The 26,822-nt window shown below is 58.0% G+C and carries 25 protein-coding genes; 12 read left to right on the forward strand and 13 right to left on the reverse strand.

All coding sequences use genetic code 11. The annotated features are described in order from the left end of the window. Positions 1–101: 101 nt before the first annotated feature. Both ilvD and E5Q11_RS13655 read right to left on the reverse strand, forming a co-directional pair. A complete protein-coding gene (gene ilvD, locus E5Q11_RS13650) occupies positions 102–1,778 on the reverse strand; it encodes a dihydroxy-acid dehydratase (RefSeq protein WP_135804003.1) in 1,677 nt (558 codons plus the stop codon). Positions 1,779–1,871: 93 nt separating this feature from the next. Then, positions 1,872–2,483: a Yip1 family protein gene (locus E5Q11_RS13655; protein WP_135804004.1), complete on the reverse strand. Its 612-nt coding sequence runs from the start codon at positions 2,481–2,483 to the stop codon at positions 1,872–1,874. A 299-nt stretch (positions 2,484–2,782) separates the two neighbouring features. Here E5Q11_RS13655 and E5Q11_RS13660 point away from each other — a divergent pair, with 299 nt between their 5' ends. Continuing rightward, entirely contained in the window at positions 2,783–3,598 is an 816-nt protein-coding gene (locus E5Q11_RS13660) for a dienelactone hydrolase family protein (RefSeq protein ID WP_135804005.1), read from the forward strand. A 75-nt stretch (positions 3,599–3,673) separates the two neighbouring features. On the opposite strand, the gene E5Q11_RS13665 is transcribed toward E5Q11_RS13660, so the two are convergent. The 5 genes from E5Q11_RS13665 to cysZ all read right to left on the reverse strand — a co-directional run bounded on the left by E5Q11_RS13665 (position 3,674) and on the right by cysZ (position 10,962). Next, positions 3,674–3,880: a cold-shock protein gene (locus E5Q11_RS13665; protein WP_007154967.1), complete on the reverse strand. Its 207-nt coding sequence runs from the start codon at positions 3,878–3,880 to the stop codon at positions 3,674–3,676. A gap of 240 nt (positions 3,881–4,120) precedes the next feature. After that, positions 4,121–4,501: a fluoride efflux transporter CrcB gene (gene crcB / locus E5Q11_RS13670; RefSeq protein WP_135804006.1), complete on the reverse strand. Its 381-nt coding sequence runs from the start codon at positions 4,499–4,501 to the stop codon at positions 4,121–4,123. Positions 4,502–4,763: 262 nt separating this feature from the next. After that, a complete protein-coding gene (locus E5Q11_RS13675; protein WP_191964433.1) occupies positions 4,764–7,211 on the reverse strand; it encodes an acyl-CoA dehydrogenase in 2,448 nt (815 codons plus the stop codon). Between the two features lie 102 nt (positions 7,212–7,313). Then, positions 7,314–10,178 (reverse strand): RNA polymerase-associated protein RapA, encoded by a 2,865-nt coding sequence (gene rapA / locus E5Q11_RS13680; protein ID WP_135804008.1) that lies wholly within the window; start codon positions 10,176–10,178, stop codon positions 7,314–7,316. 25 nt (positions 10,179–10,203) lie between these two features. Further along, positions 10,204–10,962, reverse strand: coding sequence for a sulfate transporter CysZ (gene cysZ, locus E5Q11_RS13685; RefSeq protein WP_135804009.1), 759 nt, complete (start codon positions 10,960–10,962; stop codon positions 10,204–10,206). A gap of 149 nt (positions 10,963–11,111) precedes the next feature. On the opposite strand from cysZ, the gene E5Q11_RS13690 reads away from it, so the two are divergent. Further along, on the forward strand, positions 11,112–11,423 hold the full coding sequence (locus E5Q11_RS13690) for a VanZ family protein (protein ID WP_225314906.1): 312 nt from the start codon (positions 11,112–11,114) through the stop codon (positions 11,421–11,423). 504 nt (positions 11,424–11,927) lie between these two features. Here the strand turns inward: E5Q11_RS13690 and E5Q11_RS13695 are convergent. Further along, positions 11,928–12,578 (reverse strand): class I SAM-dependent methyltransferase, encoded by a 651-nt coding sequence (locus E5Q11_RS13695; protein ID WP_135804011.1) that lies wholly within the window; start codon positions 12,576–12,578, stop codon positions 11,928–11,930. A gap of 150 nt (positions 12,579–12,728) precedes the next feature. Between E5Q11_RS13695 and mnmH the strand changes: the two genes are divergently transcribed. The 5 genes from mnmH to E5Q11_RS13720 all read left to right on the forward strand — a co-directional run bounded on the left by mnmH (position 12,729) and on the right by E5Q11_RS13720 (position 17,221). After that, a complete protein-coding gene (gene mnmH, locus E5Q11_RS13700; RefSeq protein WP_135804012.1) occupies positions 12,729–13,817 on the forward strand; it encodes a tRNA 2-selenouridine(34) synthase MnmH in 1,089 nt (362 codons plus the stop codon). Between the two features lie 86 nt (positions 13,818–13,903). After that, positions 13,904–14,740, forward strand: coding sequence for a mechanosensitive ion channel family protein (locus E5Q11_RS13705; protein WP_135804013.1), 837 nt, complete (start codon positions 13,904–13,906; stop codon positions 14,738–14,740). A 150-nt stretch (positions 14,741–14,890) separates the two neighbouring features. Next, complete coding sequence (locus E5Q11_RS13710; RefSeq protein ID WP_135804014.1) at positions 14,891–15,451, forward strand: aminoacyl-tRNA deacylase; 561 nt, start codon at positions 14,891–14,893, stop codon at positions 15,449–15,451. Between the two features lie 90 nt (positions 15,452–15,541). After that, on the forward strand, positions 15,542–16,828 hold the full coding sequence (locus E5Q11_RS13715; protein ID WP_135804015.1) for an FAD-dependent monooxygenase: 1,287 nt from the start codon (positions 15,542–15,544) through the stop codon (positions 16,826–16,828). 27 nt (positions 16,829–16,855) lie between these two features. Further along, complete coding sequence (locus E5Q11_RS13720) at positions 16,856–17,221, forward strand: histidine triad nucleotide-binding protein (protein WP_135804016.1); 366 nt, start codon at positions 16,856–16,858, stop codon at positions 17,219–17,221. A gap of 4 nt (positions 17,222–17,225) precedes the next feature. On the opposite strand, the gene phoU is transcribed toward E5Q11_RS13720, so the two are convergent. The 5 genes from phoU to E5Q11_RS13745 all read right to left on the reverse strand — a co-directional run bounded on the left by phoU (position 17,226) and on the right by E5Q11_RS13745 (position 22,739). Next, positions 17,226–17,948 carry a phosphate signaling complex protein PhoU gene (phoU, locus tag E5Q11_RS13725; protein ID WP_135804017.1) on the reverse strand — a complete coding sequence of 241 codons (723 nt, stop codon included), beginning with the start codon at positions 17,946–17,948 and terminating at the stop codon, positions 17,226–17,228. Positions 17,949–17,981: 33 nt separating this feature from the next. Beyond that, positions 17,982–18,872 carry a phosphate ABC transporter ATP-binding protein PstB gene (gene pstB / locus E5Q11_RS13730; protein ID WP_135804018.1) on the reverse strand — a complete coding sequence of 297 codons (891 nt, stop codon included), beginning with the start codon at positions 18,870–18,872 and terminating at the stop codon, positions 17,982–17,984. A gap of 10 nt (positions 18,873–18,882) precedes the next feature. After that, entirely contained in the window at positions 18,883–20,160 is a 1,278-nt protein-coding gene (pstA, locus tag E5Q11_RS13735; RefSeq protein WP_135804019.1) for a phosphate ABC transporter permease PstA, read from the reverse strand. Then, positions 20,153–21,541, reverse strand: coding sequence for a phosphate ABC transporter permease subunit PstC (gene pstC, locus E5Q11_RS13740; RefSeq protein WP_135804020.1), 1,389 nt, complete (start codon positions 21,539–21,541; stop codon positions 20,153–20,155). Before pstC ends, pstA begins: the two co-directional genes overlap by 8 nt. A gap of 148 nt (positions 21,542–21,689) precedes the next feature. Further along, positions 21,690–22,739: a substrate-binding domain-containing protein gene (locus tag E5Q11_RS13745; protein ID WP_135804021.1), complete on the reverse strand. Its 1,050-nt coding sequence runs from the start codon at positions 22,737–22,739 to the stop codon at positions 21,690–21,692. 194 nt (positions 22,740–22,933) lie between these two features. Here E5Q11_RS13745 and E5Q11_RS13750 point away from each other — a divergent pair, with 194 nt between their 5' ends. The 5 genes from E5Q11_RS13750 to phnE (E5Q11_RS13770) all read left to right on the forward strand — a co-directional run bounded on the left by E5Q11_RS13750 (position 22,934) and on the right by phnE (E5Q11_RS13770) (position 26,821). Continuing rightward, positions 22,934–23,332 carry an acyl-CoA thioesterase gene (locus E5Q11_RS13750; RefSeq protein ID WP_135804022.1) on the forward strand — a complete coding sequence of 133 codons (399 nt, stop codon included), beginning with the start codon at positions 22,934–22,936 and terminating at the stop codon, positions 23,330–23,332. Between the two features lie 91 nt (positions 23,333–23,423). Beyond that, on the forward strand, positions 23,424–24,374 hold the full coding sequence (gene phnD / locus E5Q11_RS13755; protein ID WP_225314907.1) for a phosphate/phosphite/phosphonate ABC transporter substrate-binding protein: 951 nt from the start codon (positions 23,424–23,426) through the stop codon (positions 24,372–24,374). Positions 24,375–24,383: 9 nt separating this feature from the next. After that, positions 24,384–25,205 (forward strand): phosphonate ABC transporter ATP-binding protein, encoded by an 822-nt coding sequence (phnC, locus tag E5Q11_RS13760; RefSeq protein ID WP_135804023.1) that lies wholly within the window; start codon positions 24,384–24,386, stop codon positions 25,203–25,205. Next, positions 25,206–26,015 carry a phosphonate ABC transporter, permease protein PhnE gene (phnE, locus tag E5Q11_RS13765; RefSeq protein ID WP_135804024.1) on the forward strand — a complete coding sequence of 270 codons (810 nt, stop codon included), beginning with the start codon at positions 25,206–25,208 and terminating at the stop codon, positions 26,013–26,015. After that, entirely contained in the window at positions 26,012–26,821 is an 810-nt protein-coding gene (gene phnE, locus E5Q11_RS13770) for a phosphonate ABC transporter, permease protein PhnE (protein ID WP_135804025.1), read from the forward strand. The genes phnE (E5Q11_RS13765) and phnE (E5Q11_RS13770) overlap by 4 nt, the downstream gene beginning before the upstream one ends. The last annotated feature ends 1 nt before the right edge of the window (position 26,822 follow it).

Consider the following 26,822-nt stretch of genomic DNA (forward strand, 5'->3'; position numbering starts at 1 on the left):
TGCAGCCCCAACTTAATGTCTTACTATAGCAGCCTCGGGCACTGTGTGCGCCACCGCACAGTGCCCGCCGGATTACCACTTGTTCAGACTGGGCGGCGCGACTAGGGCTTATCGGTCACCGCGCCCTCAGACGCAGACCCCACCACACGGGCGTACTTTGCCAGAACGCCACGGGTAAAGCGCGGCGGCGGCGCCACCCAGGACTGACGACGACGCTCGAGCTCTTCTTCGGATACGTCTAGCTCGATGCGGTTGGCAACCGCATCGATGGTCACCGTATCGCCGTTCTCAACCAGCGCCAGCGGCCCACCATCCGCTGCTTCCGGGGTGATGTGTCCGACTACGAAACCATGGCTGCCACCGGAGAAACGTCCATCGGTAATCAGCGCCACATCATTGCCCAGACCCTTGCCCATAATGGCGGAGGTGGGGGTCAGCATTTCCCGCATACCGGGGCCGCCTTTCGGGCCTTCATAGCGGATAACCAGCACGTCGCCGGCAACAACAGTGCCATCCATGATCCGCTCCTGGGCTTCTTCCTCGGAGTGGAATACTCGCGCCCGACCAGTGAAGTGAGTGCCCTCTTTTCCGGTGATCTTGGCCACCGCGCCGGTCGGCGCCAGGTTGCCATAGAGAATCCGCAGATGGCTGTCTGCCTTGATCGGGTTATCAAAGGCATGAATGATGTCCTGACCTTCCGGATAAGGATCCACGCCTGCGAGGTTTTCCGCCATGGTCTGGCCTGTGACCGTCAGGCAGTCGCCGTGCAGCAGCCCACGATCCAGCAGCATCTTCATCAACGGCTGGATGCCACCAATCGCCACCAGTTCCGACATCATGTAGTGACCGCTGGGCCGCAGGTCCGCCAATACGGGCACCCGCTTGCCGATTTCCGTGAAGTCCTCCAGGGAGAGCTCCACTCCGATGGTGCTGGCCATGCCAAGCAAATGCAGCACGGCATTGGTTGAGCCCCCGAGGGCGATGACCACGGTAATGGCATTTTCGAAGGCCTTACGGGTCATGACATCGGATGGCTTGATGTCCTTTTCCAGCAGGTTGAGTACCGCAGCACCGGCGGCCCGGCAATCTGCAGCCTTGCTGTCGGAGATGGCGTTCTGAGCCGAACTGCCCGGCAGGCTCATACCCATGGCTTCAATGGCCGAGGCCATTGTGTTGGCAGTGTACATACCACCACAGGACCCCGGTCCGGGAATGGCCGTTTCTTCAATTTGCTTGACCTCGATCAGGTCCAGGTCACCCCGGGCGTGGGCGCCTACCGCTTCGAACACGGAAATAATGTCGGTGTGGTTCTCACCCGGCATGATGGTGCCGCCGTAAACAAACACTGATGGCCGATTCAGCCGCGCCAGCCCCATCATGCATCCCGGCATATTCTTGTCGCAGCCGCCAATCGCCACCAGGCCGTCAAAGCCTTCACAGCCGGCAACAGTCTCGATGGAGTCGGCGATGACTTCACGGGACACCAGGGAATATTTCATGCCCTCGGTGCCGTTGGCGATACCGTCAGACACGGTGATGGTGTTGAAGGTCAGGCTTTTGCCACCGGCATCGTCGGCACCGGCGGCCGACTCCTTCGCCAGTTTGTCGATGTGCATGTTGCAGGGGGTCAGGTTGCTCCAGGTAGAGGCAATACCAATCTGGGGCTTGCGGAAGTCTTCATCCGTAAAACCAACGGCGCGGAGCATGGCGCGGCTTGCGGATTTTCCCAGGCCGTCCACGACAGGCGCGGAATGTCGACGTCGTTTGTCGTCTGTCATGTTGTTTCTCCAGTTCACTGCAAGATGGAAAAACGGGCGATCTTTTCAGACCGCCCGCTCAAGATTCTATAGGAAGGATCGGGCGACATCGCCCTAGCCATTCTGGTAGACGGGGCCGAAGCCATAGTTCCACAGGATAACGGAACCGACCCGGGTAGACACCAGTATCACCAGTGCCACAGTCAGCAGGGCGCCGGAATACATCAATGCCTGATCCTTGGGAATACCCATAACAATGGGCAGGCCATCGAACATCAGCCAGGCGCCATAGCAGGCCGCAATCATGAAAATAATCACGTTGAACCAGGGGCTCGGGTAAAGCAGGGCGAAACCCGCCAGGAACAGCGGCGTACAGGAGTAGGATGCCAGTGCAATGCCGTTCGATGGCACCTGCTCTTCCCTGGCGCCATAGGTTTTTGCCATCCAGTTCACGGCATAGCCAAGCGCAAATACACCCACCAGGATTGCCAGGTAGGTCAGAATGCTCAATTGCATGGCGCTGATTTCAGTGAACTTGATCAGCCGGTCGTTACCGACCGTCCAGCCGAAATGAGAGGTAGAGATATAGGCGCAGATCGGGCCAATCGCCGCCAGAACAAAGACATAGGCAACGTAGAGCCTGCGGGGGGGTGCATGTTCCTTGCGAATCTCGGCCCACTCATTATCCGGGTTCTTAAATAATCCAAAGGCGTGATTCAGGAGCATTGCCAGATCCTCGTAAAGTCTTGTTGTGTTGTCTTGTTATACGACAACTATAACGAAATTGATGCGGGTAAACACCGGGTAGCGCAAAATTCTGTACGCTGATTGTGTGGAGTTGCACAAGCACCTCCTGAGCCCTGTAGGTATTGACTGCGCCATGAACCGCTGCCGATACAACGCCCATCATCTAGAGTATGTTAAACAGCGTCATGACCAACCGTGATCATTAAATGCATCGGTTAACAGAAACCGGGCGTAAATCAGCTTCATAACAGAAGAATCCACCAAAGGAGCGATAACTGATGAAGACCCATCAACATGCAATGGTAATCACCCCACTTTCTCTTGCCGCAGCCCTGACACTGGCAAGCGGACAGCTGTCTGCCGAGCTGAAAACGCAAACCATGGAATATCAGGTAAATGGCACCACCTTTACCGGCTACATGGCCTACGACGATGAAACCGAAGGCAAACGCCCCGGTGTCCTGGTCGTTCACGAGTGGTGGGGACACAACGAGTTTGCCCGTGAACAGGCAGAGCGTCTGGCAGAAGCCGGCTATACTGCTTTCGCCCTGGACATGTACGGTTCCGGCAAACTGGCTGAACATCCGGAAGACGCACAGGCGTTCATGAAAGAAGCCACCAAGGATATGGATCAAGTCAAGGCCCGGTTCATGGCCGCCAAAGAGCTGCTTCAGGCCCACGATACCGTGGACAGCAGCATGATTGCCGCTCAGGGTTACTGTTTTGGCGGCGCTGTGGTACTGAATATGGCCAGACTGGGTGTGGATCTGGACGCTGTTGTCAGCTATCACGGCGCCCTGGGCAGCCCGATCAAGGCAGAGCCGGGTAATGTTAAGCCGCGAATTCATGTATATACCGGCGGCGCCGACAAGATGGTGCCATCGGATCAGGTATCCGGGCTGGTCAAGGAAATGCAGGATGCTGAGGCAGATCTGACGCTGGTCAACTTCCCCGGCGTTCTTCACTCATTTACGAATCCGGGCGCCGACAAGGTAGCCGAGGAGTTCAATATGCCCATCGCCTATAACGAGGAAGCGGCGAATCGCTCCTGGGAAGGCACCATGCGGCTTTACCAGGAAGTGTTCAGCAACTGAGCCGGTAAAATCCGGGCATAAAAAAAGGCAGCCTTGGCTGCCTTTTCACGTTAACGACTATTTAACTGATAACAGTTAAATAGCAGTTACGTTTTCTGCCTGAGGACCTTTCTGGCCCTGGGTAACGGTGAACTCGACCTGCTGGCCTTCTGCCAGAGTCTTGAAACCGCTGCCCTGAATTGCGCTGTAGTGAACGAATACGTCCGGGCCGCCTTCACGAGTGATAAAGCCAAAACCTTTAGCTTCGTTGAAGAACTTAACAGTGCCGGTAGTAGTAGACATATCTTAAACTTCCTGAAATCAATCAATTATTCTGCCGCCAAACATCAGTATGATGGTTGATCAGCGTTTACGGAAAAACAGAAATCGCGGAATCAAAAACAGGACGTTCACTACTTACTGCGGAGATTCGTCTTGATCTGAATGCTTTACTAATCTTTCCTTCAAAACCGACTCTACTCCTGAACAGCTTTGTTGCCAAGTGTAATCTGAAAGTTTTTCATAAGTAGTGATACCAACGGCTTATCCCCTGAGGGCGCCAAAGGTGTAGATGCCCAATAGTGTCATGGCGATGGAGCCGACCACGTGGGCCATGATACCGGCCACAGCCATGCCCCACTTGCCATCCTGAAGGGCGGTGAGCATTTCCAGTGAGAAGGTCGAGAAGGTGGTCAATGCACCGCACATACCGGTGATGGCGAACAGCCGCCATTCCGGGCTGAGTGAGCTACCCTGGGCGAAATAGCCGATCAGCAGGCCAACCAGCCAGCCTCCGGAGAGGTTGGCGGCCAGGGTGCCATAGGGGATGACCTGAGAGCTGCTATTGAGCCACAGCCCCAGGGCCCACCTCAGGTTGGCGCCTATGACCGCTCCGGCGCTGACCGCCAGTACTGATAGCCACATTGTCTGACTTACCTCATCTACGGTGCATGCCGGCTGTTGTCATCCCTTTCCGGAAGACGCTTCAATTACATCCATGTACGCTTGGGTTCCGCCATCCATGGCTCCACACACTTCCGGAAAGGCATGACAACAGCCGGCTTTTAGCTTGTGAGTATGCCGTCAAAAAGCTCTTGAGTTAAGTCGCCGTCCTTCCCCGGAAACTCTATAGCCAAAAAAAGGGGCGCCAACCGGCGCCCCTGAGTTTCCAACCTTTCGCCTGCTATCAGGCCGGGTTGTGATTGATAACCGTGTCTTTATTGGCTGCAAACGCGTCGAACGGGAAGTCGTCGACGGTCAGCATTTCCAGCACCACTTCTTCGTACTGGCGCATGAAGTCTGCTTCTTCCTTGGAGAAAATGTCCGCCTTGAGGGCTTCCTCAAAGCGCTCTTCCGGATGCAGCGCTGTCATTGGCAGCTGGCCTTTGGCGTAGGCCTTGGTGACTTTGCGGTACAGCACCTCTGCCTTGTCGTAGTCCTTCAGCAAGCCGTTGTAGCGGGCCACCGGGTTTTCTTCGGTGCCCACTTCGTTGGTGGTCCAGATGCTGGACAGCAGCTTGGTGCGCACGGCGCTGTCGGTGGACACGGCCCGCGCCACGCTTCTGGCCAGGTCGTCGTGGGGCTTATCCCAGCGGCGGCCCAGGGGCATGGTGACCGCGCGAAGAACGACGGCCACGGCGCGGTTCGGCAAATTCTGCAGGAATTCGTCCAGTGCGTTTTCTGCGCGATGCAGCAGCACAGACAGGCTGTATTCCATCAGATCCCGCTCGCCGTCGACCGGCTGGGTTTCGTGCCAGTGTTTCAGCACCATGGACGCCAGATACATATTGGCAAGAATGTCGCCCAGACGGGCCGAGATCAGCTCGCGCATTTTCAGCTCGGACCCCAGGGTGGTCATGGCGGCGTCAGCGCACAGGCCGAAGGCCGCGCTGAGACGGGCCACGCCCTGGGCGTACTTGCGGGCAGCGCTGTCGAACGGTACGTCCGCCTTGCCGATGCCGAAGGCCAGGGTCAGAGCCCGGGCGGCATTGCCGAAGATCAGGCCGGCGTGGCCAAAGAAGGCTTCGTCGAACGCCTTGATGTCGTCGTTATCCTTCGCGGCCAGCTCTTTAAGCACGTACGGATGGCAGCGAATTGCACCCTGGCCGAAGATCATCAGGCTGCGGGTCATGATGTTGGCGCCCTCAACCGTGATGGATACTGCCGCACCGCTGTAGCCAATGCCCAGATAGTTACGGGGGCCCAGGGTCACGGTTTTACCGCCATGGACGTCCATGGAGTCGGTCAGAACACCGCGCTGCATTTCGGTCAGGTGATATTTCATGATGGCCGAGGGAACGGCGGGCTTTTCGCCCTTGTCGATCATGTTGGCAGTCTGGTTAACCGCGGCCTGGGCGATGTAGGTGCTGGAGGCAATGCGCGCCAGCGGCTCCTGTACGCCTTCCATATCCGCCACCGGGGTGTTGAACTGGCGACGGATGCGGGTGAAGCCACCGGCTGTGCCAGCGGAATAGGCCGCAGCACCGGCTGCGCCTGATGGCAGGGTGATACAGCGACCAACCGACAGACACTCAACCAGCATGCGCCAGCCCTGACCGGCCATTTCCTGACCGCCGATGATGTAATCCAGCGGAATGAACACGTCCTTGCCCTTGATCGGACCGTTCAGGAACGGGCTACCAATCGGACAATGACGACGGCCGATTTCCATACCCTTGGTATCGCGGGGAATCAGCGCGCAGGTTATGCCGTAATCCTTGGTATCGCCAAGCAGTCCATCGGGATCGAACATGCGGAAGGCCAGGCCAACAACCGTGGCGATCGGCGCCAGAGTGATCCAGCGTTTTTCGAAGTTCAGCTTGATGCCGACCGTTTCTTTGCCGTTGAACTTCTGCTTGCAGACAATACCCGTGTCCGGCAGCGAAGTGGCATCGGAGCCAGCACGTGGGCCAGTCAGGCCGAAGCAGGGAATCTCGCGACCATCGGCCAGACGCGGCAGATAGTGGTTTTTCTGCTCTTCCGTACCGTATTTGACCAGCAGTTCGCCCGGGCCGAGGGAGTTGGGAACGCCCACGGTCACCATCAAGGTTTCATTACAGGCCAGGCGCTGCAGAACCGCACTCTGGGCTTTCGCCGAGAAATGCAGGCCGCCATACTCTTCGGGAATGATCATACCGAAGAAGCCTTCTTTCTTCAGATATTCCCAGACCTCGGCGGGCAGGTCAGCGCGTTCAACCGCTACGTCCCAGGCGTTACACATGGAGACGGCTTTTACGCACTGGTTGTCGATGAACGCCTGCTCTTTTTCGCTCAGGCCGGTGTTGCGGTTGATCAGCAGGTTGTGCCAGTCAGGACGACCGGTGAAGAGCTCGCCATCCCAGCCAACAGTGCCTGCTTCCAGGGCCACTTTTTCGGTGTCCGATACTTTCGGCGCGACTTTCTTGAACATCGCGAAAATGCGCGGGGTCAGCCAGCTCTGGCGAAACCCTGGAAGGCCGGCGACGGCCGTCGCACCAGCGCCGGCAAGCAGAACAATTCCAAGAATGGCGGAAGCGAAAATCAGCGACAGCAAGCCGGTAATGCCCAGCAGGCCGATTACAGGCTTTGCCCCGGATTCGTTGCGCATCAGGGCCAGGAGCCCCACGACAGCAACCACAAGCAGAATAATCGTCATTATAAGCGCTCTCTGTTTTCAATAAACTGAATAGAAATGACAGTTAACAACTACGACTAAAGTACATGATCAGATGATGATTGAATACCAACCGTTTCACTTTCAGGCAGTTACAATCACGCGAATTCCCTCCAGCGACAGGCTGGCCTGACCAATCGCTGATCGGGCGGCGGCGAGCTGCTCACGGAAGAAGGTGATCTCTTCTTCCCGGATCGCGGGATTGACCTGTTTCATCGATTCCAGGCGCTGGATTTCAGGCTCAAGATGCTGGCGCAGACCCTCAAGGGCCGCGGCTTTCAGAGGTTCGAGATGCGGTTCCGCCAGGCGTTCGGCGTGGTCCACCATAGTTTCCACCTGGGGCCGTATCTGCGGCACGATGGATTGCGCCGTGCGGCGACGGATATTGGAGCACATGTCGTTCAGGCGATCATGGGGCAGGGTCGCGGACAGATCGCGGCCGTTCACATCAACCAGCAGGCGCACCGGCGACACCGGCAGGAAGCGTGACAGCTGAAGCGATTCCGGCGCCGGGCAGTGCACGGTGTAAAGCGCCTCAAGTAACAGAGTGCCCGCCGGAAGTGCCTTGACAGACATGGTGGCCAGTGCCGCCTTGCCAAGCCCGGAGCTGGTCACTGACTCCATGATGCCGCTGACCAGCGGATGCTCCCAGCTCATGAACGCCATATCTTCTCGCTCCAGCGCCTGCTGGCGGTTCCAGGTGACGGTCAGGCCATCCTCGGGAAGCTCGGTCACGTGGCCCGCCTGGTACTGTTCGCCAGGGCGGAGGATATCGGCGTGCTCTGAATGATCTTCAATGTCCACACCCAGAATGTCGCAGGCGTCCAGCATGTATTCCCGGACCGGATCGCCGGCTTCTTCCAACTCAATGGCCGCTATCAGTGTGCTGGCCACATCGGGGCGACAGGAGTTCAGTTCGATCAGCGCGTCGCGGCCGTTACGCAACAGTTCCCGCAACCGGTCCGCTTCGGCGCGGGAGGCAGAGATCAGGGATTCCAGCCCGGCGGCATCGCCACCGTCGATCACCTGCTGCCATTGCCCGGCAACTGCGTTCTGCACGGCAACGCCGACGGAACAGCTTTCAGCGAAGGCATTCAGCCCTTCATCAAACCAGCGGAACTGGGATGCCTGTGCGGTGCCCTCCAGGTAGGGAATGTGAATGTCGATGGTATCGGTCTGGCCGATACGGTCAAGACGGCCGATGCGCTGCTCCAGCAGATCCGGATTGGCAGGCAGATCAAACAGCACCAGATGATGGGCGAACTGGAAGTTGCGGCCTTCGCTGCCAATTTCGGAACAGATCAGGGCATGGGCGCCCTGCTCGTCGTCGGCAAAATAGGCGGCGGCCCGGTCCCGCTCCACCAGGCTGAGATGTTCATGGAAGGCAGTACTGCGGATACCGGCCCGCAGCTGCAGATAATGCTCCAGCGCCACGGCGGTGGAGGCATGGGCACAGATCACCACGACCTTGGCCGGTTTTAATCTGGTCAGCGTCTGTTCCAGCCAGGCTACCCTTGGGTCCTCCGCCAGCCATCGCTCCTCATCCACTCCGAACTCCGGCGACAGGGCATCGCGGCCGTGTCGGGCGTCGGGCTCATAGAGCGCAGGGCAAGGCAGCGGCACCGCGACCGGTTTGCGTTCCGGAAAGCCCTCAATGGCGGCGCGGGTATTGCGGAACAGCACCCGGCCGGTGCCATGACGATCAAGCAGGGCGTCGGTGATGGCCTGGACCGGGTCCGATTCGGACATCAAACGGTCAAGGTCATCTCCCAGCCAGCCCTGTAGAGACGATTGGGCAGCTTTGTCCAGGTCCGCGCCCTGTTCCCGCAAACGGGTGACGGCATTGTTGATGGCTTCGTACTGTTCTTCTTCCTTGCGGAAGGCTTCCAGATCGTGGAAGCGCGCCGGGTCCAGCAGTCGCAGGCGGGCAAAGTGACTGGCGATACCCACCTGTTCCGGCGTGGCCGTCAGCAGCAACAGGCCATTGCTGGCTGCGGAAAGCTGTTCAATCAGCCGGTATTCCGGGCTAGGCGCTTCTGGGCTCCAGGCCAGGTGGTGAGCTTCGTCGACCACCATCAGGTCCCAGCCAGCGTCCTGCGCATCCTGCTGGGCCTGTTCATTGCTCATCAGGAAATCGAGGCTGCACAGGGCGAGCTGTTCGGCCTCAAAGGGGTTGGCTGCTGCGTCATCGATTACATCTTCGTCGTCCTCCGGGAATTCAGCGAAGGCCGATTCTGCCTCGTAGCGGCCCTGATCGATGATCGAGAAGCGAAGATTGAACCGCCGCAGCATTTCCACCAGCCACTGGTGAATCAGCGAGTCAGGCACCACGACAAGTGCCCGCCGGGCGCGCTGGGTATGCAACTGGTAGTGCAGTATCAGCCCTGCTTCGATAGTCTTACCCAGGCCTACTTCATCCGCCAGCAGAACCCGAGGGGCGAAGCGGGTGGCCACTTCATGGGCAATGTAGATCTGGTGTGGCAGATGCTGGGTGCGGGCGCCGATCAGCCCCTGGGCGGCGGAGGCCCGCAGCCGGTCCTGGTGGCCAGCCGTGGCCATTCGCAGACGGAAGGCACCGTTGCGGTCGAACTGGCCGGCAAACAGCCGCTGATGTGGCGCCGAGAAATCCACCGCGCTGCTGAGCTTCACTTCGGAAATCCGCGCCAGGTCGTCACTGCCGTCATCGGCGTAGTACATCAGCACTCCGCCAAGGTCCTCCACAGCACGAACAGTAAAGCGCTCGCCGTCGAAGGTCTCTATCTCTTCACCGATCTGGTACATGATCCGAGAAAGCGGCGCATTATCGATAGCGTAGGTTCGCTCCTCATCAGCCGCGGGAAATCCCAGTGTAACCCTGCGCCCGGAAAGGTCCGTGACGATACCCAAACCAAGCGCGGTATCACTGTGGCTGACCCAACGCTGGCCGATAACGAATTCCGATGTATCCAAGAAGCCTCCAGAAGGTGGAATAATTTCAGACGTTCTGTACGTCAGACGGGCGATTTTCGCGCACCCAGAAAGCCGCAGCACCGCAGACCGCTGCAGGCACAACTATCAGGTTGAGTACCGGTACCATGGCTGCCAGGGCCACTGGCAGACCAAAACCAAGAGCCGACAGCCGGGATTCCCCCATCGACCGGCGCAGATCCGGAAAGCTGACCCGGTGGTTATCCGCAGGATAATCCACATACTGAAGCGCCATCATCCAGCTGTTGAAAACGAACCACAGCACAGCAGCAAGCAGGTTAACGACCGGAATCAGGCCGATGATAAACAGGCCCGCCGCCCTGGGCAGGTAATAGAGGATCTTGTGAACCTCCCGCATCAGCGACCGGGGAATGTCCCGGATAATCTGGGCCCAGCTGTCGTCTGTGTTGATTTCCTGGCCCGTAAGGTGCTTTTCGGTCAGCTCTGCCAGATAACCATAAAAGGGTGAACCGATCAGGTTGGCCACAATGACAAAACCATAAGCCAGCATCAGCAGGATCACCACGCCGTAGAGCAGCCAGAACAGCCAGTCCAGGCTTTGCAGCCACGCCCAGTCAGGCAGCCAGCTCATGGCAGCGGCGATCATTGCGGAGAAAAGCTCGGCCAGAAAGTAGAACAGGAGGCCGAATAACAGAATATTAATAATCAGAGGGATAACCACGAACAATCGCAGGCCAGGCTGCCGTATCAGCCGGAAGCCTTCCCCAAGATAACCCAGGCCGCGGAAAAAATTGCCTTTTACCATAGCTCGCAGCACCTCAGCTTCAATGACAGTAAGGGTTGCAGAGCATATCATGATGCAAACTCCACCACAGCCCGACAATTTTCATGGCTTTACTTAAAAACAGCCTTCGCGCGCTTTTGATGTATCAACCGTTTTGGCGGGCAATCCTGGTGCTTTCAGCAGTTGCGATCGTCTTCCTGGCCACCACCAGCGAGCCCTACCCGATTCCGTCAGCACCCAGCGACAAACTCAACCACATACTGGCCTTTATTCAACTGACGATTGTTACCCGGCTGGCGTGGCCCGAACTGTCACGGCTCTGGATCGCGCCGGGGATGATGCTGTTTGGCTTCGCCATTGAATTGACCCAGGCACAGCTGCCCTACCGTGATTTCTCCCTGCTGGACCTGGCCGCCGATGCCGTTGGCACGGCCATCGGCCTGTTACCCTGCGCCCTGCTTTTCAGCCGCAAAACCGCCTGAGAGCGACTGCTGATGCCGACAACACCGCTAGATTTGCGATATTCGCTATCCGCCTTGTGAGATATTTCCTACATTTGCGTAGGATTCTGAAGCTCTCTGGCGTACGAGCAGCCGCCAGAAACCGCCTGACGCCGCTCAACTCACTGTTTTAAAAGCCAGAATTCTAGAAACGAGAACGCGACACATCACAATGCCGAACTGGTTCACACGAATGACACTTAGCCATTGGTATAGTGAACACATCAAGGATGACAGGGAAAGGGACCACGCACTGGATGCACCCCTGCACTGGACGCGGGGAGAGGCAAGGACACAGGGACGCCTCGCTTAAGGGACACTAATTGGATTGTCGGCTCGGAGGCTGACTCCACGGACGGGTTACAGGAATTACGGATAACTTCGGCAACAGGGTGGTTGTCGACACCGCAGGGATGCGATGACCTGTTCCGGAAAGGGCAACTTCACAGTTGCCCTTTTTTTATGCCTTCACGGGCCGTCTGACGGTTATGCCAGATAGATTCTTACCTGGTTGAACTCCTCGAATTCGTGCAGGTCTGGCCAGGTCCGTGACTGCCGAATGGCCTGCTGGTGATAAGCACCGTTACCAAGATCCTTCAGCCGCGAATCTGCCAACAGTACCGCTGGCACTGCCTGGCGGAACACCTCAAGCAATGGACGATTGTCGGGGTCATAAAGCACATCTGCTGCGGTCAGCAGTTCAACGCCTGCAGGCCGTTGCCCCCAGTCATTACAGAGCGTCAGGTTCACCTTATTGAGCTCGGCATTTGCGGACGCGGCATCCAGGGCGGCAGGGTCGGTGTCACAGGCAATGGCTTCACTGGCACCCGCCATGGCAGCGGCGATTGCAACCACACCAGAACCTGAACCAAAGTCCAGAATTCGCTTGCCCCGAACCAGCTCGGGGTGTTCCAGAATGTAAGCGGCCAACACCTGGCCGCTGGCCCAACAGAATGACCAGTAGGCGGGCTGAGCCACGACCGCCTGGGCCTCGTCGTGGCTGATTGGCCCTTCCAGAACGGTCGGATCAAACAGATAGAGGGAAATGTCGGGGCAACCCGCCGGGCGTGTAACCGCCACTCTCCCGCGGCTCAGTGTTTGTGCAAGATGGGCATCAAGAACATCCGCAGACGCCATTAGTGTCTCCCGACTGGATTAACGACGACGCTAACCGAGCGCACTTATTCACGTCATTGTAGCCCGCCAAGACTGCTCAGGCATCCGCTTCAGGCAAGCCCTGTTGAGTTCCGTTATACTGTCGCCTCATTTTTACCGACGATATTCATCATGCGGTCCAGAGCCGACACCGACGATTACCTAGCGATATTCCTGAACGACAGCCCTTTGCTGGACGTGCGGGCGCCGGTGGAATTCCAGCGTGGCAGTTTCCCTACCGCCGTCAACGCACCCCTGATGAACGACGACGAGCGCCACGAGGTGGGCATCTGCTACAAGGAAAAAGGGCAGGATGCCGCCATTGAGCTGGGCCACCAACTGGTGTCCGGCGATCTGAAAAAGCAGCGCATTGCTGCCTGGCAACAGTTTGTACGCGAACACCCGGACGGCTACCTGTTCTGTTTTCGCGGTGGCCTGCGTTCGCGCCTGACCCAGCAGTGGATTCAGGAAGCCGGGCTTGATTACCCGCTGATCAAGGGCGGCTACAAGGCACTCAGGCGCTTCCTGATTGACCAGCTGGAAGAACGCATTGCCAGTTCGGAATTCAGGATTGTCAGCGGTCGAACCGGCACAGGCAAAACCCGAGTGCTAAACCAGCTTCCCAATCCCGTCGACCTTGAAGGCCTGGCTAACCATCGTGGCTCAAGCTTCGGGCGCGAAGTTACACCACAGCCAACCCAGATTGATTTTGAAAACCGCCTGGCCATCGCCATGCTCAAAGCCCACCACAAAGTGGGCGGCCCGGTTTATCTGGAGGACGAAAGCCGGCTTGTTGGCCGCTGCGCCCTGCCCCACACCCTGCGAGAGCGGATGTCGCAGGCACCCCTGCTGGTACTGGAACAGACCATGGCAGAACGGGTGAGGATCATCCGTGAGGATTACGTGGTGAAAATGGCCGCCGACTATGCCCGGCGTGATGGCGACGAAGCCGGGTGGCACAATTTCGAGGACTACCTGCTGAGCGCGCTGGACCGCATTCGCAAGCGCCTCGGCGGGGAGCGCCACCAGTCCCTGCGCCAGTCTATGCTCGGCGCCCTTGAGAACCAGCGCGCAACCGGTGACGTAGGTGGCCACGATCAGTGGATTCAGTCCCTGCTCGAGAACTACTATGACCCCATGTACGACTATCAGCTGGAACAGAAAGCTGGCCGGATTCTGGTCAGAGGCGGCCCGGATGTCATTCGTGAATTCGCCGCTTGATGCACTCAAGTCGCAAACTTCTGCTATAACCAATCGCAGACGAACTGTATTCAGAAGAAACATTTTCAGAAAAAAGGAGCGAACCGATGGAAGACCTTGTAGGCAACATTAACGTGCCGGAACTCTATGAACAGGCCAGTAGCCTGATCATGGCCTACGCCCCCAAGCTGCTTCTGGCCATTGTAACGCTCGTTGTCGGTCTCTGGCTGATCAACCGCATGATCGGTGTCATGGACAAGAAGCTGGGCGCGAAAGACCCGACCCTGAACAAGTTCCTGTGCGGACTGATCAGCGCAATCCTGAAAGTCATGCTGCTGATCTCGGTTGCCTCAATGATCGGCATCGAGACGACATCCTTCATTGCCGTTATTGGTGCCGCCGGCCTGGCCATTGGCCTGGCCCTGCAGGGCAGCCTGTCCAACTTCGCCGGAGGCGTGCTGATCCTGATTTTCAAGCCGTTCAAGGTGGGCGATACCATTGAAGCCCAGGGCTTCCTGGGTGCCGTTGCAGAAATCCAGATCCTCTACACCGTGGTGAACACCTTCGACAACCGTCGTATCGTTATTCCCAACGGCAGCCTGTCCAACGCCACCCTGGTCAACGTCAGCATCTACGATACCCGTCGCTGCGACATGACCTTCGGTATTCACTACGATGACGATATCGACAAGGCCAAAGCTATCCTCCAGCGCCTGTTCGATGAAGACGAGCGCTCGCTGAAAGACCCGGCGCCCCGCATCTGCGTTGGCAGCCTGGGCGACAACTCGGTCAACCTTATGTTCCGCGCCTGGGTACCAACCGATGATCTCTGGCCCTACTACTGGGATATGCATGAGAAGGTCAAGAAGGCCTTTGATGAGGCGGGCATCACCATTCCGTTCCCACAGCGGGATGTGCATGTCTACAACAAGGCGAGTGACTGAGCGCTCATTTACACAATCTGTTACTCGCATTCTCAAGAGCCTCAACTAAGCTGACCAATGATGGCGGTGGCAATTTCATGCATGCCACCGCCAGGTCATTGAAGCCAGTGGTTTCAATACCGCTGTCATTGCTGGTTAGAGGTCATCACTATGCCGGTACAGCAGTTGAAGAAGCATCTTGATAAGGCAGGCATTGAGTACATGTGCCTGTCCCACCCGCCCGCATTTACCGCCCAGGAACTTGCCCATCACGTAAAAATCGCCGGAGACCGTGTGGTCAAAACGGTGATCATCGAGCTGGACGGCAAAATGGCCATGCTGGTCATGCCGGCAACCTGGCGGATACGCTGGGACCGATTGACCCGGATACTGGACACGGATTTTGTTGACCTGGCCGACGAACAGGAATTCCAGGACCGCTTTCCCGACTGCGAAGTCGGCGCCATGCCACCCTTCGGCAACCTGTTTCACATGCCGGTTTACTGCGCCGAAGCCCTGACCAGGCAACCGGAACTGGCGTTTGCCGCCGGCACCCACACTGAATCCATTCACATGAAAACCCGTGATTTTCTTGAGCTGGTGCGGCCTATGGTGCTTGAGCAGGGGTTCGTGAAACCGGGCACCCAGAAGCCTGCCTGGCTGGCCCGCAAGCGCGCAACCGGCGGCGAAAGCCTGGCCGAGGGGCATGCCGCCAACCTGGCCGGATACTGAGCTGTCAACAGGCTAAAGCCTGCCTGGGGTCGTATTGTTTGTCTGAGCAGGTTCTTTGCGTAAACTGAGGACCTCAGACAGGATTCCTCTATGACTCAGGCATTTGATGTAGTAATTGTTGGCGCCGGCATGGTGGGTGCAGCCCTGGCCACCGGTCTCGGACGCAGTGGCTTCAAGGTAGCCCTGATTGATCAGGCAGAGCCGGCCACCTTCGATGCAGACCTGCCACCGGATATACGGGTATCCGCCATCAGCGCCGGTAGCGAACGCTACCTGGCAGAACTCGGCGCCTGGCCCGCCATCAAAGCGATGCGTACCACTGTCTATACCCGCCTTGCGGTATGGGACGAAACCCGCCACCCCCTGAGCAACCTTCTGCCGCGCAAACTGGCGGAGGTCACCTTTGATGCCTGTGCTCTCGGCGCAAGCCACCTCGGTCACATTGTCGAAAACGCCGTCACCCAGCGGGCGCTCTGGAACTCGGCCAGCAGCGAGCCCGGCGTTACCTGCTTCCCCGGCCGCACCCTGACGGCCCTGGACAACGGAGCCGAGGCGGCACAGGTAACGCTGGATAACCATGACATTCTGGATGGCCGGTTAATCGTAGGCGCTGACGGAGGCAACTCCGGAGTCAGGGCTCTTGCAGGCATAGGCGTTCGACGGGATCAATACCAGCAGCAGGCCATGGTGATTTCAGCCCGCTACCGTGGGCCAGTGAAAGACATTACCTGGCAGGGTTTCTACCCCAGCGGGCCCCGGGCATTTCTGCCGCTACACAGTGCTGATGGTGACCAATGCTGGGCATCGCTGGTGTGGTACGACTCGCCGGACACCCTCGCGCGACTCAAGGCCCTGAGTAACGAACAACTGCTGCAGGAAATCACCCGTGCTTTTCCGCAAGAGTTGCCCCCGCTGACCCACATTGAGGCAAAAGCCAGCTTCCCGATTGCCCGCCAGCATGCCAAACGCTACGTAAACCAGCGAGTGGTGCTGGTTGGCGATGCCGCCCACACCATCAACCCGCTGGCTGGCCAGGGCGTCAACCTTGGCTTTCAGGATGCCCGCTGCCTGCAGACCCAGCTACGGGAAGCGCAGCGGGCGGGCAAGGACCTGGCCGATCCTGGCTTACTCGCCGCCTATGAGCATCAGCGGCGCCCGGCCAATCGGCGGATGATGTTGGCCATGGATCTGTTCTACCACCTGTTCAGCAACCGCACTCCGCCGCTGCACCTGCTGCGGAATCTGGGCCTGGGCGCTGCCAGAGCCATGCCCTTTGCCCGCAACCAGGTTGCCCGTTACGCTATGGGCATCGACGACGAACTGCCACCCCTGGCCAGCCAGATAGCCCGGCGACGGCCAGGATTCAAGACTCTTTAAAGAACAGTCAGAACAAAAGGAAAGCCCATGTCCGGAACCATATTCACCAAAATCATTAACCGCGAAATTCCCGCGGACATTGTTTTTGAGGACGACATCAGCCTGGCGTTCCGGGACATTAACCCACAGGCTCCAGTGCACCTGCTGATCATTCCGAAAAAAGAAATCGCAACGATCAATGACGTTGAAGAAGGCGACCGCGAACTTGTCGGCCATTTATACTGGGTTGCCGCCAGACTGGCGAAAGAGATGGGCTTTGACGATGACGGCTACAGGGTGGTCATGAACTGCGGAGAGAACGCAGGGCAGACGGTATTTCACATCCATCTGCACCTGCTGGCGGGCAAACCCCTTGGCTGGCCGCCCTATACGGACCGGATGAAGCAGGGCTGAAATTTCAGCGCCCGACCACCTTTTCGGCTTCTTCCACCGGCGTGTGTCGGACATCCTCACCCTTGACCATGAAGATCACGTTCTCGGCAATATTGCAGGCGTGATCCCCGACTCGCTCAAGGGCGCGGAGAATCCACATCACCGACATACAACGGGAGATGTTGCGGGTATCTTCCATCATGAAAGTCAGCAAAGTGCGGGTGGCCGCCTGGTATTCCTCGTCTACCCGTTTGTCTTCTTTCATGATCCGCAGTGCCTGCTCCGAATCAAGACGGGCAAAAGCGTCCAGAGCATCGTGCAGCATGCCCAGCACATGATTGCCAATGTGCCGGACCTCGACATAGCCTCTTGGCGCCTGGCCTTCCTCTGACAGCTTGATGGCAAATTTGGCGATCTTTTTCGCTTCGTCACCGACCCGCTCCAGATCAGAGACCATTTTGATCACCGCTACCACCAGCCGCAGATCCCGGGCGGTGGGCTGGCGGCGGGCGAGAATCAGTGTGGCTTCCTCGTCCAGCTCGATTTCCATCTGGTCGACTTTCTTGTCGGTGGCCCGGACTTCATCCGCAAGATGGCCGTCGTTGTCCACCAGTGCATTGATCGCACGGTCGACCTGGGATTCCACCAGCCCGCCCATTTCCAGGAATTCACTCTTCAGAGCCATCAGCTCGTCGTTGAATTTGTGCGAAATGTGATCGCCGTAAACATCGTCCTTTTTATCTGGCATAGCTATATTCTCCAGTGTTCAACCGTACCGGCGTTAACCAAAACGACCGGTGATATAGGATTCAGTGAGCTCGTGCTGTGGCGACGTGAACACCTTGTTGGTTTCATTCACTTCAACCAGATGCCCCAGGTGGAAATAGGCTGTGCGGTGAGACACGCGAGCCGCCTGCTGCATGGAGTGAGTTACGATCACAATGGTGTAGCTTTCCGACATCTCGGCAATCAGTTCCTCAACCCTTGCGGTGGCGATCGGGTCCAGCGCTGAGCATGGCTCGTCCATCAGAATCACTTCCGGGCTGACAGCAATGGCGCGGGCGATACACAAGCGCTGCTGCTGGCCACCTGACATACCGGTTGCGGTGGCATCCAGACGGTCTTTGGCCTCTTCCCAGAGCCCGGCTTTGCGAAGGCTGTTCTCAACAATGTCATCCAGCTCTGATTTGCGGTTCGCCAGACCGTGAATCCGTGGCCCATAGGCGACGTTGTCGTAGATCGACTTCGGAAAAGGGTTGGGCTTCTGGAACACCATGCCCACTCGGGCTCGCAGTTCGACCACGTCGCGCTTGGGGTCATAGATGTCATGGTCATCCAGCGCCAGAGAACCTTTCACCCGGCAGATATCAATGCTGTCATTCATCCGGTTCAGGCATCTCAGGAAGGTCGACTTACCACACCCGGACGGACCAATGAATGCAATCACTTCATTACGCCCGATATCCAGGCTGATGTTCTTGATGGCACGCGCCTGGTCGTAGAACACTTCCACATTGCGAAGCTTGAATTTGGGATCATCGGAAAATGGCTTACCAACGGTTTTGCCTTCTTCAATGACCGTGTCTTCGGGCTTGTGCTCGGCTACCGAGGCAGCACGCGGCTCATCCTGGTTCTCGGCTTCTGCAGAAATACCGGAGTTCATCGTGTTCATATCATTCTCCTTACCAGCGACGCTCAAGCCGCTTGCGCAGCCAGATCGCCAGTGCGTTCATACTCATCATGAAGGTAAGCAGCACCATGATCCCGGCAGACGCCAGTTCCACGAAGCCCTGCTCAGAGCTGCTTGCCCAGAGGTAAATCTGTACCGGTAGCACGGTGGCCGAACTGAAAAAGCCGTCCGGAATATCCACGATAAACGCCACCATGCCAATCAGCAGCAGCGGTGCTGTTTCACCCAGCGCCTGCGCCATGCCGATGATTGAGCCGGTCAACATACCCGGCATCGCCAGCGGTATCACATGGTGCAGCACCACCTGCATCTTGGAGGCACCAACGCCCTCGGCGGCCTCACGGATAGACGGCGGTACACTTTTGATGGCAGCGCGGCTGGAAATGATTATGGTCGGCAGCGTCATCAACGCCAGCACCAGGCCACCCACTACCGGAACCGAACGGGGCATGCCAAACAGGCCAATAAAGACCGCCAGGCCCAGAAGACCGAAGATGATCGACGGCACCGCAGCCAGGTTATTGATGTTGACTTCGATAAAGTCGGTGATCTTGTTCTGGGGGGCGAATTCTTCCAGATAGACCGCCGCCGCAATGCCCACGGGAAACGATATGATCAGGGTCACCAGCATGGTCAGCAGGGAACCGACAATCGCCCCAAGAACACCCGCATTGGCAGGTTCCCTGGAATCCCCCCGGCTGAACAGAACATCGTTGAAGCTGGTATCAATCACGCCTTTTTCAACCAGTTCATCCACCCAGCGCTGCTGCTGTTCAGACAGCTTGATGGTGTAACGGGGGTTATCCGCATGTTTGACATACACCGACACCCGGTCGTGTGCCGGCAATTCGATGGTCTGCGTAGTGTTCAGCAAGTCTGGATTGTCGATCAAGAGATCACGGACCTCGCTGGCCGCATAGGTACCAAGCAGACTACCCAACGCGCGCCTGTCGCTCGCGCTGTCGGCCGTCGGGAAGTGTTCCTGCAGTGAGGCAATGATCGGCGCCATGAAATCGGCCATGGACCGCTGATCTTCATCGGTCGGATCATCGAGATACATCATCCCGGAATCGAGCGTCACATCCAAAGTAATCGTGGTTTTGATAAACCCTGTGTGTCCCTTGTTGATAATGTCTGCAAAAAGGGTGAACAGCGACGCCAGCGCAATGGAGATTGCCAACAGGCCGTACAGCCTGAAACGGCGCTCTTTGCGATACCGGCGCTTCAGCGAATTACGGACGATTTCCGCCTGAGAACGTTGATCAGTCATACTGTTCCCTATATTTGCGTACGATCTTAAGGGCAACCACGTTAAGCAGCAGCGTGACGATAAACAGCAGCATGCCCAGGGCAAATGCGGACAGCGTCTTGGCGCTGTCAAACTCCTGGTCGCCTACCAGCAGTGTCGCGATCTGCACGGTCACGGTGGTCACCGACTCCAGGGGGTTGGCAGTCAGGTTAGCGGCCAGGCCGGCGGCCATTACCACAATCATGGTTTCACCGATAGCGCGGGACGCCGCCAGCAGAATGCCGCCGATAATGCCCGGCAGGGCCGCCGGGAAGATCACCTTTTTCATGGTTTCCGACTGGGTGGCGCCGAGCGCCAGAGAGCCATCCCTCATGTTCTGGGGAACGGCATTGATCACATCGTCAGACAGTGAAGAGACAAACGGCACGATCATGATCCCCATCACCAGCCCTGCGGCCAGCGCACTCTGGGAAGACGCTTCAAGGCCCACCATTTCGGCGAGGTCACGGATAAACGGCGCAACGGTCAAAGCCGCGAAGAAACCGTAAACCACCGTGGGAATGCCTGCCAGAAGCTCAAGTATCGGCTTGATGGTCGAACGCATGCGCTTGCTGGCATATTCGGAGAGATAGATCGCCGACAGCAGGCCCACGGGCACGGCAACCAGCAATGCTATGGCGGAAATCAGGAGCGTACCGGTAAACAGCGGAATGACACCGAAAGCCCCCTCAGAGCCCACCTGATCGGCGCGCAGGGCCGTTTGTGGGCTCCAGCTGGTACTGAACAGGAATTCGGTAATCGGCACCCGGTCGAAGAATCGCAGGGTTTCCAGAATCACCGAGAAAACAATGCCCGCCGTGGTTAAAACCGCCAGGGCGGCACACACAAAGAAAATCCGCCGCAGGGTGGTTTCCACATTCTTCCGGGCGTTAATGTGGGGCGCAACACGGGTCCACGCAAAAGTGGCGCCCAGTACGGCGATCAGCACAACCAGAATTGCCTTGAAATTCTCGCTTCGGCTTTCGGTCGTCTCAAGCAGGGAGGCGGCACCAGCAATATGATCCGGCACAAAATCGGGGTTCAGGTTTCCCGCCGCGACGTTGCTGATCTGGGAAAGAATCAGGCTGGCCTGCCCCGGGGAGTCCGGCCAGGTATCCTGAGGCAGGGACGCAATCACAATACTCTGGATAACCTTGCCTTCAAATCCGGACCAAACGGCCAGCACGATCAACGCGGGAATCGCACACCAAAGCGCTGCGCGGGCCGCGTAATAAAAAGGTAGAGCCTTGAGATTCCGGATACCGCCAAGGGGCGCTGCCACAGCCCGGGATCGCATATAGGCGAGGCCATAGGCAACCAGGGTGAGAACCAGAACCAGTGGCAGAAGATTGGCCGTCTGCATAAAAGTCTCTGTTTTGATGGCTTTGATGAAACTGTGCGTCTATTTTGCCAGCTTGGCGCGCAAAAATATTCATGCGACTGCAATAAAGAAGCGCGAGCCTTCTGGCCCGCGCTCCTGTTTCGTCATCCATGACGTTCCTGACCGGAGATTAAAGCTCGTTACCAGTCATCGGTTCCAGGTCCTTGACACGCTTGGCCACCTGCATGCGCTGGTTGCGCGGCAGCGGGATCAGGCCTACGTCCGCCAGGTAACCGTTGTCACCCCAGGTGCCTTCGCTGGTGAACTCGGCCACGTATTCCTGGATGCCCGGTACAACACCTACGTGGGCGTGCTTGATGTAAAACCACAGTGAGCGGGCCACTGGATACTTGTCGCTGGAGATGTTCTCCGGAGTCGGCTCAACGCCGTTTACGGTAGCTGCCTGGATCTGGCCGCTGTTTTCCATCAGGAAGCTGTAACCGAAGATACCCAGAGTTTCCGGATCCTGGGCAAGACGCTGAACGATCAGGTTGTCGTTTTCACCAGCTTCAACAAAGGGACCGTCTTCGCGCATGCTGTGGCATACGGTTTCAAACTGATCTTCGTCCATATTTGCAATCATTTCGAACTGCTTGCAACCGCCTTCCATTGCCAGTTCAACAAAGGCGTCACGGGTGCCGGAAGTCGGGGGCGGGCCCATTACGCTGATTTCAAAATCTGGCAGGCTGGAATCGATGTCGCTCCAGTTCATGTAAGGGTTGGCAACCAGCTCGTTGCCGCCGTCAGGGTTGGGAACTTCCTTGGCCAGGGCCAGGAATACCTGCTCGAGGGTCAGGTCCAGCTTTTCCGCATCCTTGGAGTTGGCCATAACGATACCGTCAGCGCCGATGCGTACTTCCGTAATACCTTCAACGCCATTGGACTGGCAAAGCTCAAACTCGCTGGGCTTCATACGGCGCGAAGCGTTGGTGATGTCAGGGTGCTGGGTACCAACACCTTCACAGAACAGCTTCAGCCCGCCGCCGGAACCGGTAGATTCAAGCTTCGGGGTCGGAAAATCAGTGTTACGGCCAAAACGCTCGGCCACAACCGTCGCAAAAGGATAGACAGTAGAGGAACCGACAATATTGATGGTGTCGCGAGCCATGGCCGGTGTAGACACAGCAGCAATGCTGCCGGCCAGTGCCACGGTAGTGAGGGCTGTTTTAAGTCTGATCACGTTGTATCTCCATTCGTCACTTTGACTTTAATGTCGGGTTGCTTCACCGATGAGCAAACAATAAAGGCGTTTTGTGACAGCTTTGTGACAGCCCCTGAAATATACAACAGGTCAGCGAATTTTTCTTGCAGACGTCCGGAAGGGCGCTACCATGCGAGGACTAAAAACAATTCCAGAGCCACAAGGCAGTGCCCATGACAGCCCTTAATGATGACAACCCCGCGCCTCGCGGTGAACTGATTACCCAGATTGTTCCCCTGCCCTCAGACACCAACCCAAATGGCGACGTATTCGCCGGCTGGCTGGTTCGCCAGATGGATATTGCCGCCGCGACCCTGGCGGGACGGATATCCCAGGGCCGTAATGCCACCGTAGCCATGGACCGGATGGAGTTCCTGTCTCCTTTAAGAGTGGGCTCACAGGTAGGCTGCTACGGAGAGTTAAAAGAGGTCGGTCGCAGCTCGATGAAAATCAATGTGGAGGTCTGGACCCTGGACCGCACCGCAAAGTCCCCCCGCAAAGTAACCGAGGGCCTCTTTATCTATGTAGCCATTGATGAACATGGCCGTATCCGCGAGGTACCTGATCAGTAGCAGGTTCCGGGCGGAGACGCTGTCATAAAACCGTCATCGGATGGTCTTACGGTCGGGGTTGTATCTTCCCCGAACCGGATGGAGTCCGACGATGAACATGAACAAGCTTTCCGTACTTGCCTGCGCCGTCATGCTGGCACCTGTTTCAGCTCAAGCCTTCAGTCTCGATGACCGTTACCAGGATAAAGACGGCGACCTGATTGCTGATATTCCTGAAGATTCCGCCCAGCTGACAGATCCTTCTACCCTGATCTTCGCCTATACCCCCGTTGAAGACCCGGCGGTTTACCGGGAGGTCTGGTCAGAGTTCCTGGCCCACCTGTCAGATGCCACCGGCAAGAAAGTCCAGTTCTTCCCGGTGCAGTCCAACGCCGCCCAGATTGAAGCCATGCGCGCCGGGCGCCTGCACATTGCCGGGTTCAACACCGGGTCCAACCCACTGGCGGTTGCCTGCGCAGGCCTGCGCCCGTTTGCCATGATGGCGGCGGCCGATGGTTCCTTCGGCTATGAAATGGAAATCATCACCCACCCGGACTCTGGCATTGAAGAGGTTGAGGATATCCGCGGCGGTGAACTGGCGTTTACCTCCCAAACCTCGAACTCTGGTTTCAAGGCCCCGTCTGCCATTCTGAAAGCCGATTACGGCATGATCCCCGGTGAAGACTTCGAACCGGTCTTCTCTGGCAAGCATGACAACTCCATTCTGGGTGTTGCCAACCAGGACTACCCTGCTGCCGCCATCGCCAACTCGGTGCTTGCCCGCATGCTGGACCGTGATGTGGTGAGCCAGGACCAGATCGAAACCATCTACACATCACAGACGTTCCCGACCACCGCTTATGGCCTGGCGCACAATCTGAAACCTGAGCTACAGGAAGATATCCAGGAGGCCTTCTTCTCATTTGACTGGGAAGGCACGGCCCTGGAAGAAGAGTTCTCCAAGTCTGGCGAGGCCCAGTTCATTCCCATTACCTTCAAGGAGCACTGGGAAGTGATTCGCAAGATCGACGCGGCCAACGGCGTTGCCTATAACTGCCAGTAGTGGTGACTCTTGAACGTATTAAAGCTGGATAAGCTGTCCAAAACCTACGCCACCGGCGACACCGCCCTGAACCAGGTCAGTTTCGAAGTACCTGCAGGCCAGGTACTCGGCCTGATCGGGCCCTCCGGGGCGGGAAAATCCACGTTGATTCGCTGCATCAACCGGCTGGTTGAGCCCACTGCGGGCTCTATCACGCTGGGCGGGACGGATCTGGCGCAGCTCCAAGGCGCTGCCCTGCGCCGGGCCCGGCGGCGGATCGGCATGATTTTCCAGGAATACGCACTGGTTGAGCGCCTGACCGTGATGGAAAACGTGCTGTCGGGCCGTCTTGGCTATGTGTCGCTCTGGCGTTCTTTCCTGCGCCGCTATTCCCCAGACGATGTTTCCAAGGCGTTCTCGTTGCTGGAGCAGGTCGGCCTGTCCCAGCACTACAATAAACGGGCGGATGCCCTCTCCGGGGGCCAGCGCCAGCGAGTGGGCATTGCCCGGGCACTGGAGCAGGACCCGGAGCTGCTGCTGGTGGACGAACCCACCGCTTCGCTCGACCCCAAAACCTCCCGCCAGATCATGCGGCTGATTGGCGATGCCTGTCGGGAGCGGCACCTGCCCGCCATCATCAACATCCACGATGTGATGCTGGCACAGCAGTTCACCGACCGGATTATCGGCCTGCGCGCCGGCGAGGTTGTTTTTGATGGCCCGCCGTCCGGACTGACCGATGAGGTGCTGACCCGTATCTACGGTGACGAGGACTGGACCCGGATGCGAGGCGAGGAAGCCGGGGCTGACGAACCCCGGACCCCAGCCGTGGACCTGGCAGAGGGAATCTAGATGGACCAACCCTCTGTTCACCCCGTGACCTGGAAACGCCCGCCGGTTCTGTTCACCCACACCGGATGGCGACGGGCAATCTATGCCGGCGCCCTTATCTATCTGGTTCTTGCGATGCAGAGCATCGAGGTGGACTGGCAACGGGTCTATCTGGGCCTGGATCGCGGCTGGAAATTCGTGGAAGGCTTCCTGACCCCGGACTTTACCACTCGCTGGCGGGACATCAGCGAGGGGCTGATTGAGAGCCTGACCATGACGGTAACGTCCACGGTCGCGGGCATCCTGGTGTCTGTGCCAATTGGCATTGGGGCCGCCCGCAACCTTGCCCCGGCACCGGTCTACCTGTTCTGCCGCGGCATCATTACCCTGTCCCGCTCGTTTCAGGAAGTCATTATCGCCATCCTGCTGGTGGCCATGTTCGGTTTCGGGCCTTTTGCCGGCTTCCTGACACTGGCCTTCGCCAGTATCGGTTTTCTGTCAAAGCTGCTGGCGGAAGATATCGAGGCCTGTGACCGCAGCCAGATCGAGGCGATACGCGCCACCGGCGCCAGCTGGTGGCAAGTGGTCAACTACGCCGTCCAGCCCCAGGTGATGCCGCGGCTGGTGGGCCTTTCGCTGTATCGGCTGGACATCAATTTCCGGGAATCGGCGGTCATTGGTATCGTCGGCGCCGGAGGTATAGGTGCGACCCTGAACACGGCCATTGACCGCTATGAATACGACTCGGCAGGCGCGATTCTGATCATCATCATCGCCATCGTACTGGTCGTGGAATACTCCTCTTCCTACATCCGCAGGTGGGTACAGTGACCACCAACGCTCCCACACCCGTCTGGCATTACCGCACCCGCAAACAGACCCTTCTGGGCTGGCTGGGCTGGTTCTCGCTCGTCGCACTGACGGTCTTCTGCTGGCAGTTGATGAACGAGAACACCATCTGGGCCTTTGTCAGCGATGCGCCGGAACAGGCGGCGGACATTGGCGGGCGCATGTTTCCGCCGGCCTGGAGTTACATCGATCAGCTCTGGGAACCGCTGTGGGACACCATCAACATCGCCACCCTGGGCACCCTGATCGGCGTCGCGGTTGCGGTACCCGTGGCGTTTCTGGCGGCCAATAACACCACCCCAAGCCGGCGCTTCGTCCGCCCACTGGCGCTGCTGTTAATCGTCACCTCACGTTCCATCAATTCTTTGATCTGGGCCTTGCTGCTGGTTGCAGTGATCGGCCCCGGGCTGCTGGCAGGGGTGATTGCGATCGGCCTGCGCTCCATCGGTTTTATTGCCAAACTGCTTTATGAGGCGATTGAAGAGATCGACTTCAATCAGGTAGAGGCCGTGCGCGCGACGGGTGCCAGCGGGGCCCAGGTGATCGACTACGCCATAGTGCCGCAGATACTGCCGGCCTTCTGGGGCATCAGTGTGTTCCGCTGGGATATCAACATCCGCGAATCCACCATTCTTGGTCTGGTGGGCGCCGGCGGCCTGGGGATTCAGCTCAGCGCGTCACTGGCGACCCTGGCCTGGAATCAGGTGGCAATGATCTTTGTGGTGATTCTGGGCACGGTCATTGTTTCCGAGTGGGTATCGGCGCGGGTCCGTCAGGCGGTAATCTGAC

The sequence above is a fragment of the Marinobacter confluentis genome (genome assembly GCF_004785685.1).
Classification (GTDB): domain Bacteria; phylum Pseudomonadota; class Gammaproteobacteria; order Pseudomonadales; family Oleiphilaceae; genus Marinobacter; species Marinobacter confluentis.

Excerpts from the sequence above, each read along its gene's own strand:
- mnmH (WP_135804012.1), top strand. The coding sequence starts at position 12,729 with ATGCGGTCCAGAGCCGACACCGACGATTACCTAGCGATATTCCTGAAC.
- ilvD (WP_135804003.1), bottom strand. The coding sequence starts at position 1,778 with ATGACAGACGACAAACGACGTCGACATTCCGCGCCTGTCGTGGACGGC.
- E5Q11_RS13720 (WP_135804016.1), top strand. The coding sequence starts at position 16,856 with ATGTCCGGAACCATATTCACCAAAATCATTAACCGCGAAATTCCCGCG.
- pstB (WP_135804018.1), bottom strand. The coding sequence starts at position 18,872 with ATGAACACGATGAACTCCGGTATTTCTGCAGAAGCCGAGAACCAGGAT.
- crcB (WP_135804006.1), bottom strand. The coding sequence starts at position 4,501 with ATGTGGCTATCAGTACTGGCGGTCAGCGCCGGAGCGGTCATAGGCGCC.
- E5Q11_RS13710 (WP_135804014.1), top strand. The coding sequence starts at position 14,891 with ATGCCGGTACAGCAGTTGAAGAAGCATCTTGATAAGGCAGGCATTGAG.
- phnD (WP_225314907.1), top strand. The coding sequence starts at position 23,424 with ATGAACATGAACAAGCTTTCCGTACTTGCCTGCGCCGTCATGCTGGCA.
- E5Q11_RS13715 (WP_135804015.1), top strand. The coding sequence starts at position 15,542 with ATGACTCAGGCATTTGATGTAGTAATTGTTGGCGCCGGCATGGTGGGT.
- pstC (WP_135804020.1), bottom strand. The coding sequence starts at position 21,541 with ATGCAGACGGCCAATCTTCTGCCACTGGTTCTGGTTCTCACCCTGGTT.
- E5Q11_RS13705 (WP_135804013.1), top strand. The coding sequence starts at position 13,904 with ATGGAAGACCTTGTAGGCAACATTAACGTGCCGGAACTCTATGAACAG.
- E5Q11_RS13655 (WP_135804004.1), bottom strand. The coding sequence starts at position 2,483 with ATGCTCCTGAATCACGCCTTTGGATTATTTAAGAACCCGGATAATGAG.
- cysZ (WP_135804009.1), bottom strand. The coding sequence starts at position 10,962 with ATGGTAAAAGGCAATTTTTTCCGCGGCCTGGGTTATCTTGGGGAAGGC.
- E5Q11_RS13660 (WP_135804005.1), top strand. The coding sequence starts at position 2,783 with ATGAAGACCCATCAACATGCAATGGTAATCACCCCACTTTCTCTTGCC.
- phnE (WP_135804024.1), top strand. The coding sequence starts at position 25,206 with ATGGACCAACCCTCTGTTCACCCCGTGACCTGGAAACGCCCGCCGGTT.
- pstA (WP_135804019.1), bottom strand. The coding sequence starts at position 20,160 with ATGACTGATCAACGTTCTCAGGCGGAAATCGTCCGTAATTCGCTGAAG.
- phoU (WP_135804017.1), bottom strand. The coding sequence starts at position 17,948 with ATGCCAGATAAAAAGGACGATGTTTACGGCGATCACATTTCGCACAAA.
- E5Q11_RS13750 (WP_135804022.1), top strand. The coding sequence starts at position 22,934 with ATGACAGCCCTTAATGATGACAACCCCGCGCCTCGCGGTGAACTGATT.
- E5Q11_RS13665 (WP_007154967.1), bottom strand. The coding sequence starts at position 3,880 with ATGTCTACTACTACCGGCACTGTTAAGTTCTTCAACGAAGCTAAAGGT.
- E5Q11_RS13695 (WP_135804011.1), bottom strand. The coding sequence starts at position 12,578 with ATGGCGTCTGCGGATGTTCTTGATGCCCATCTTGCACAAACACTGAGC.
- E5Q11_RS13675 (WP_191964433.1), bottom strand. The coding sequence starts at position 7,211 with ATGACGATTATTCTGCTTGTGGTTGCTGTCGTGGGGCTCCTGGCCCTG.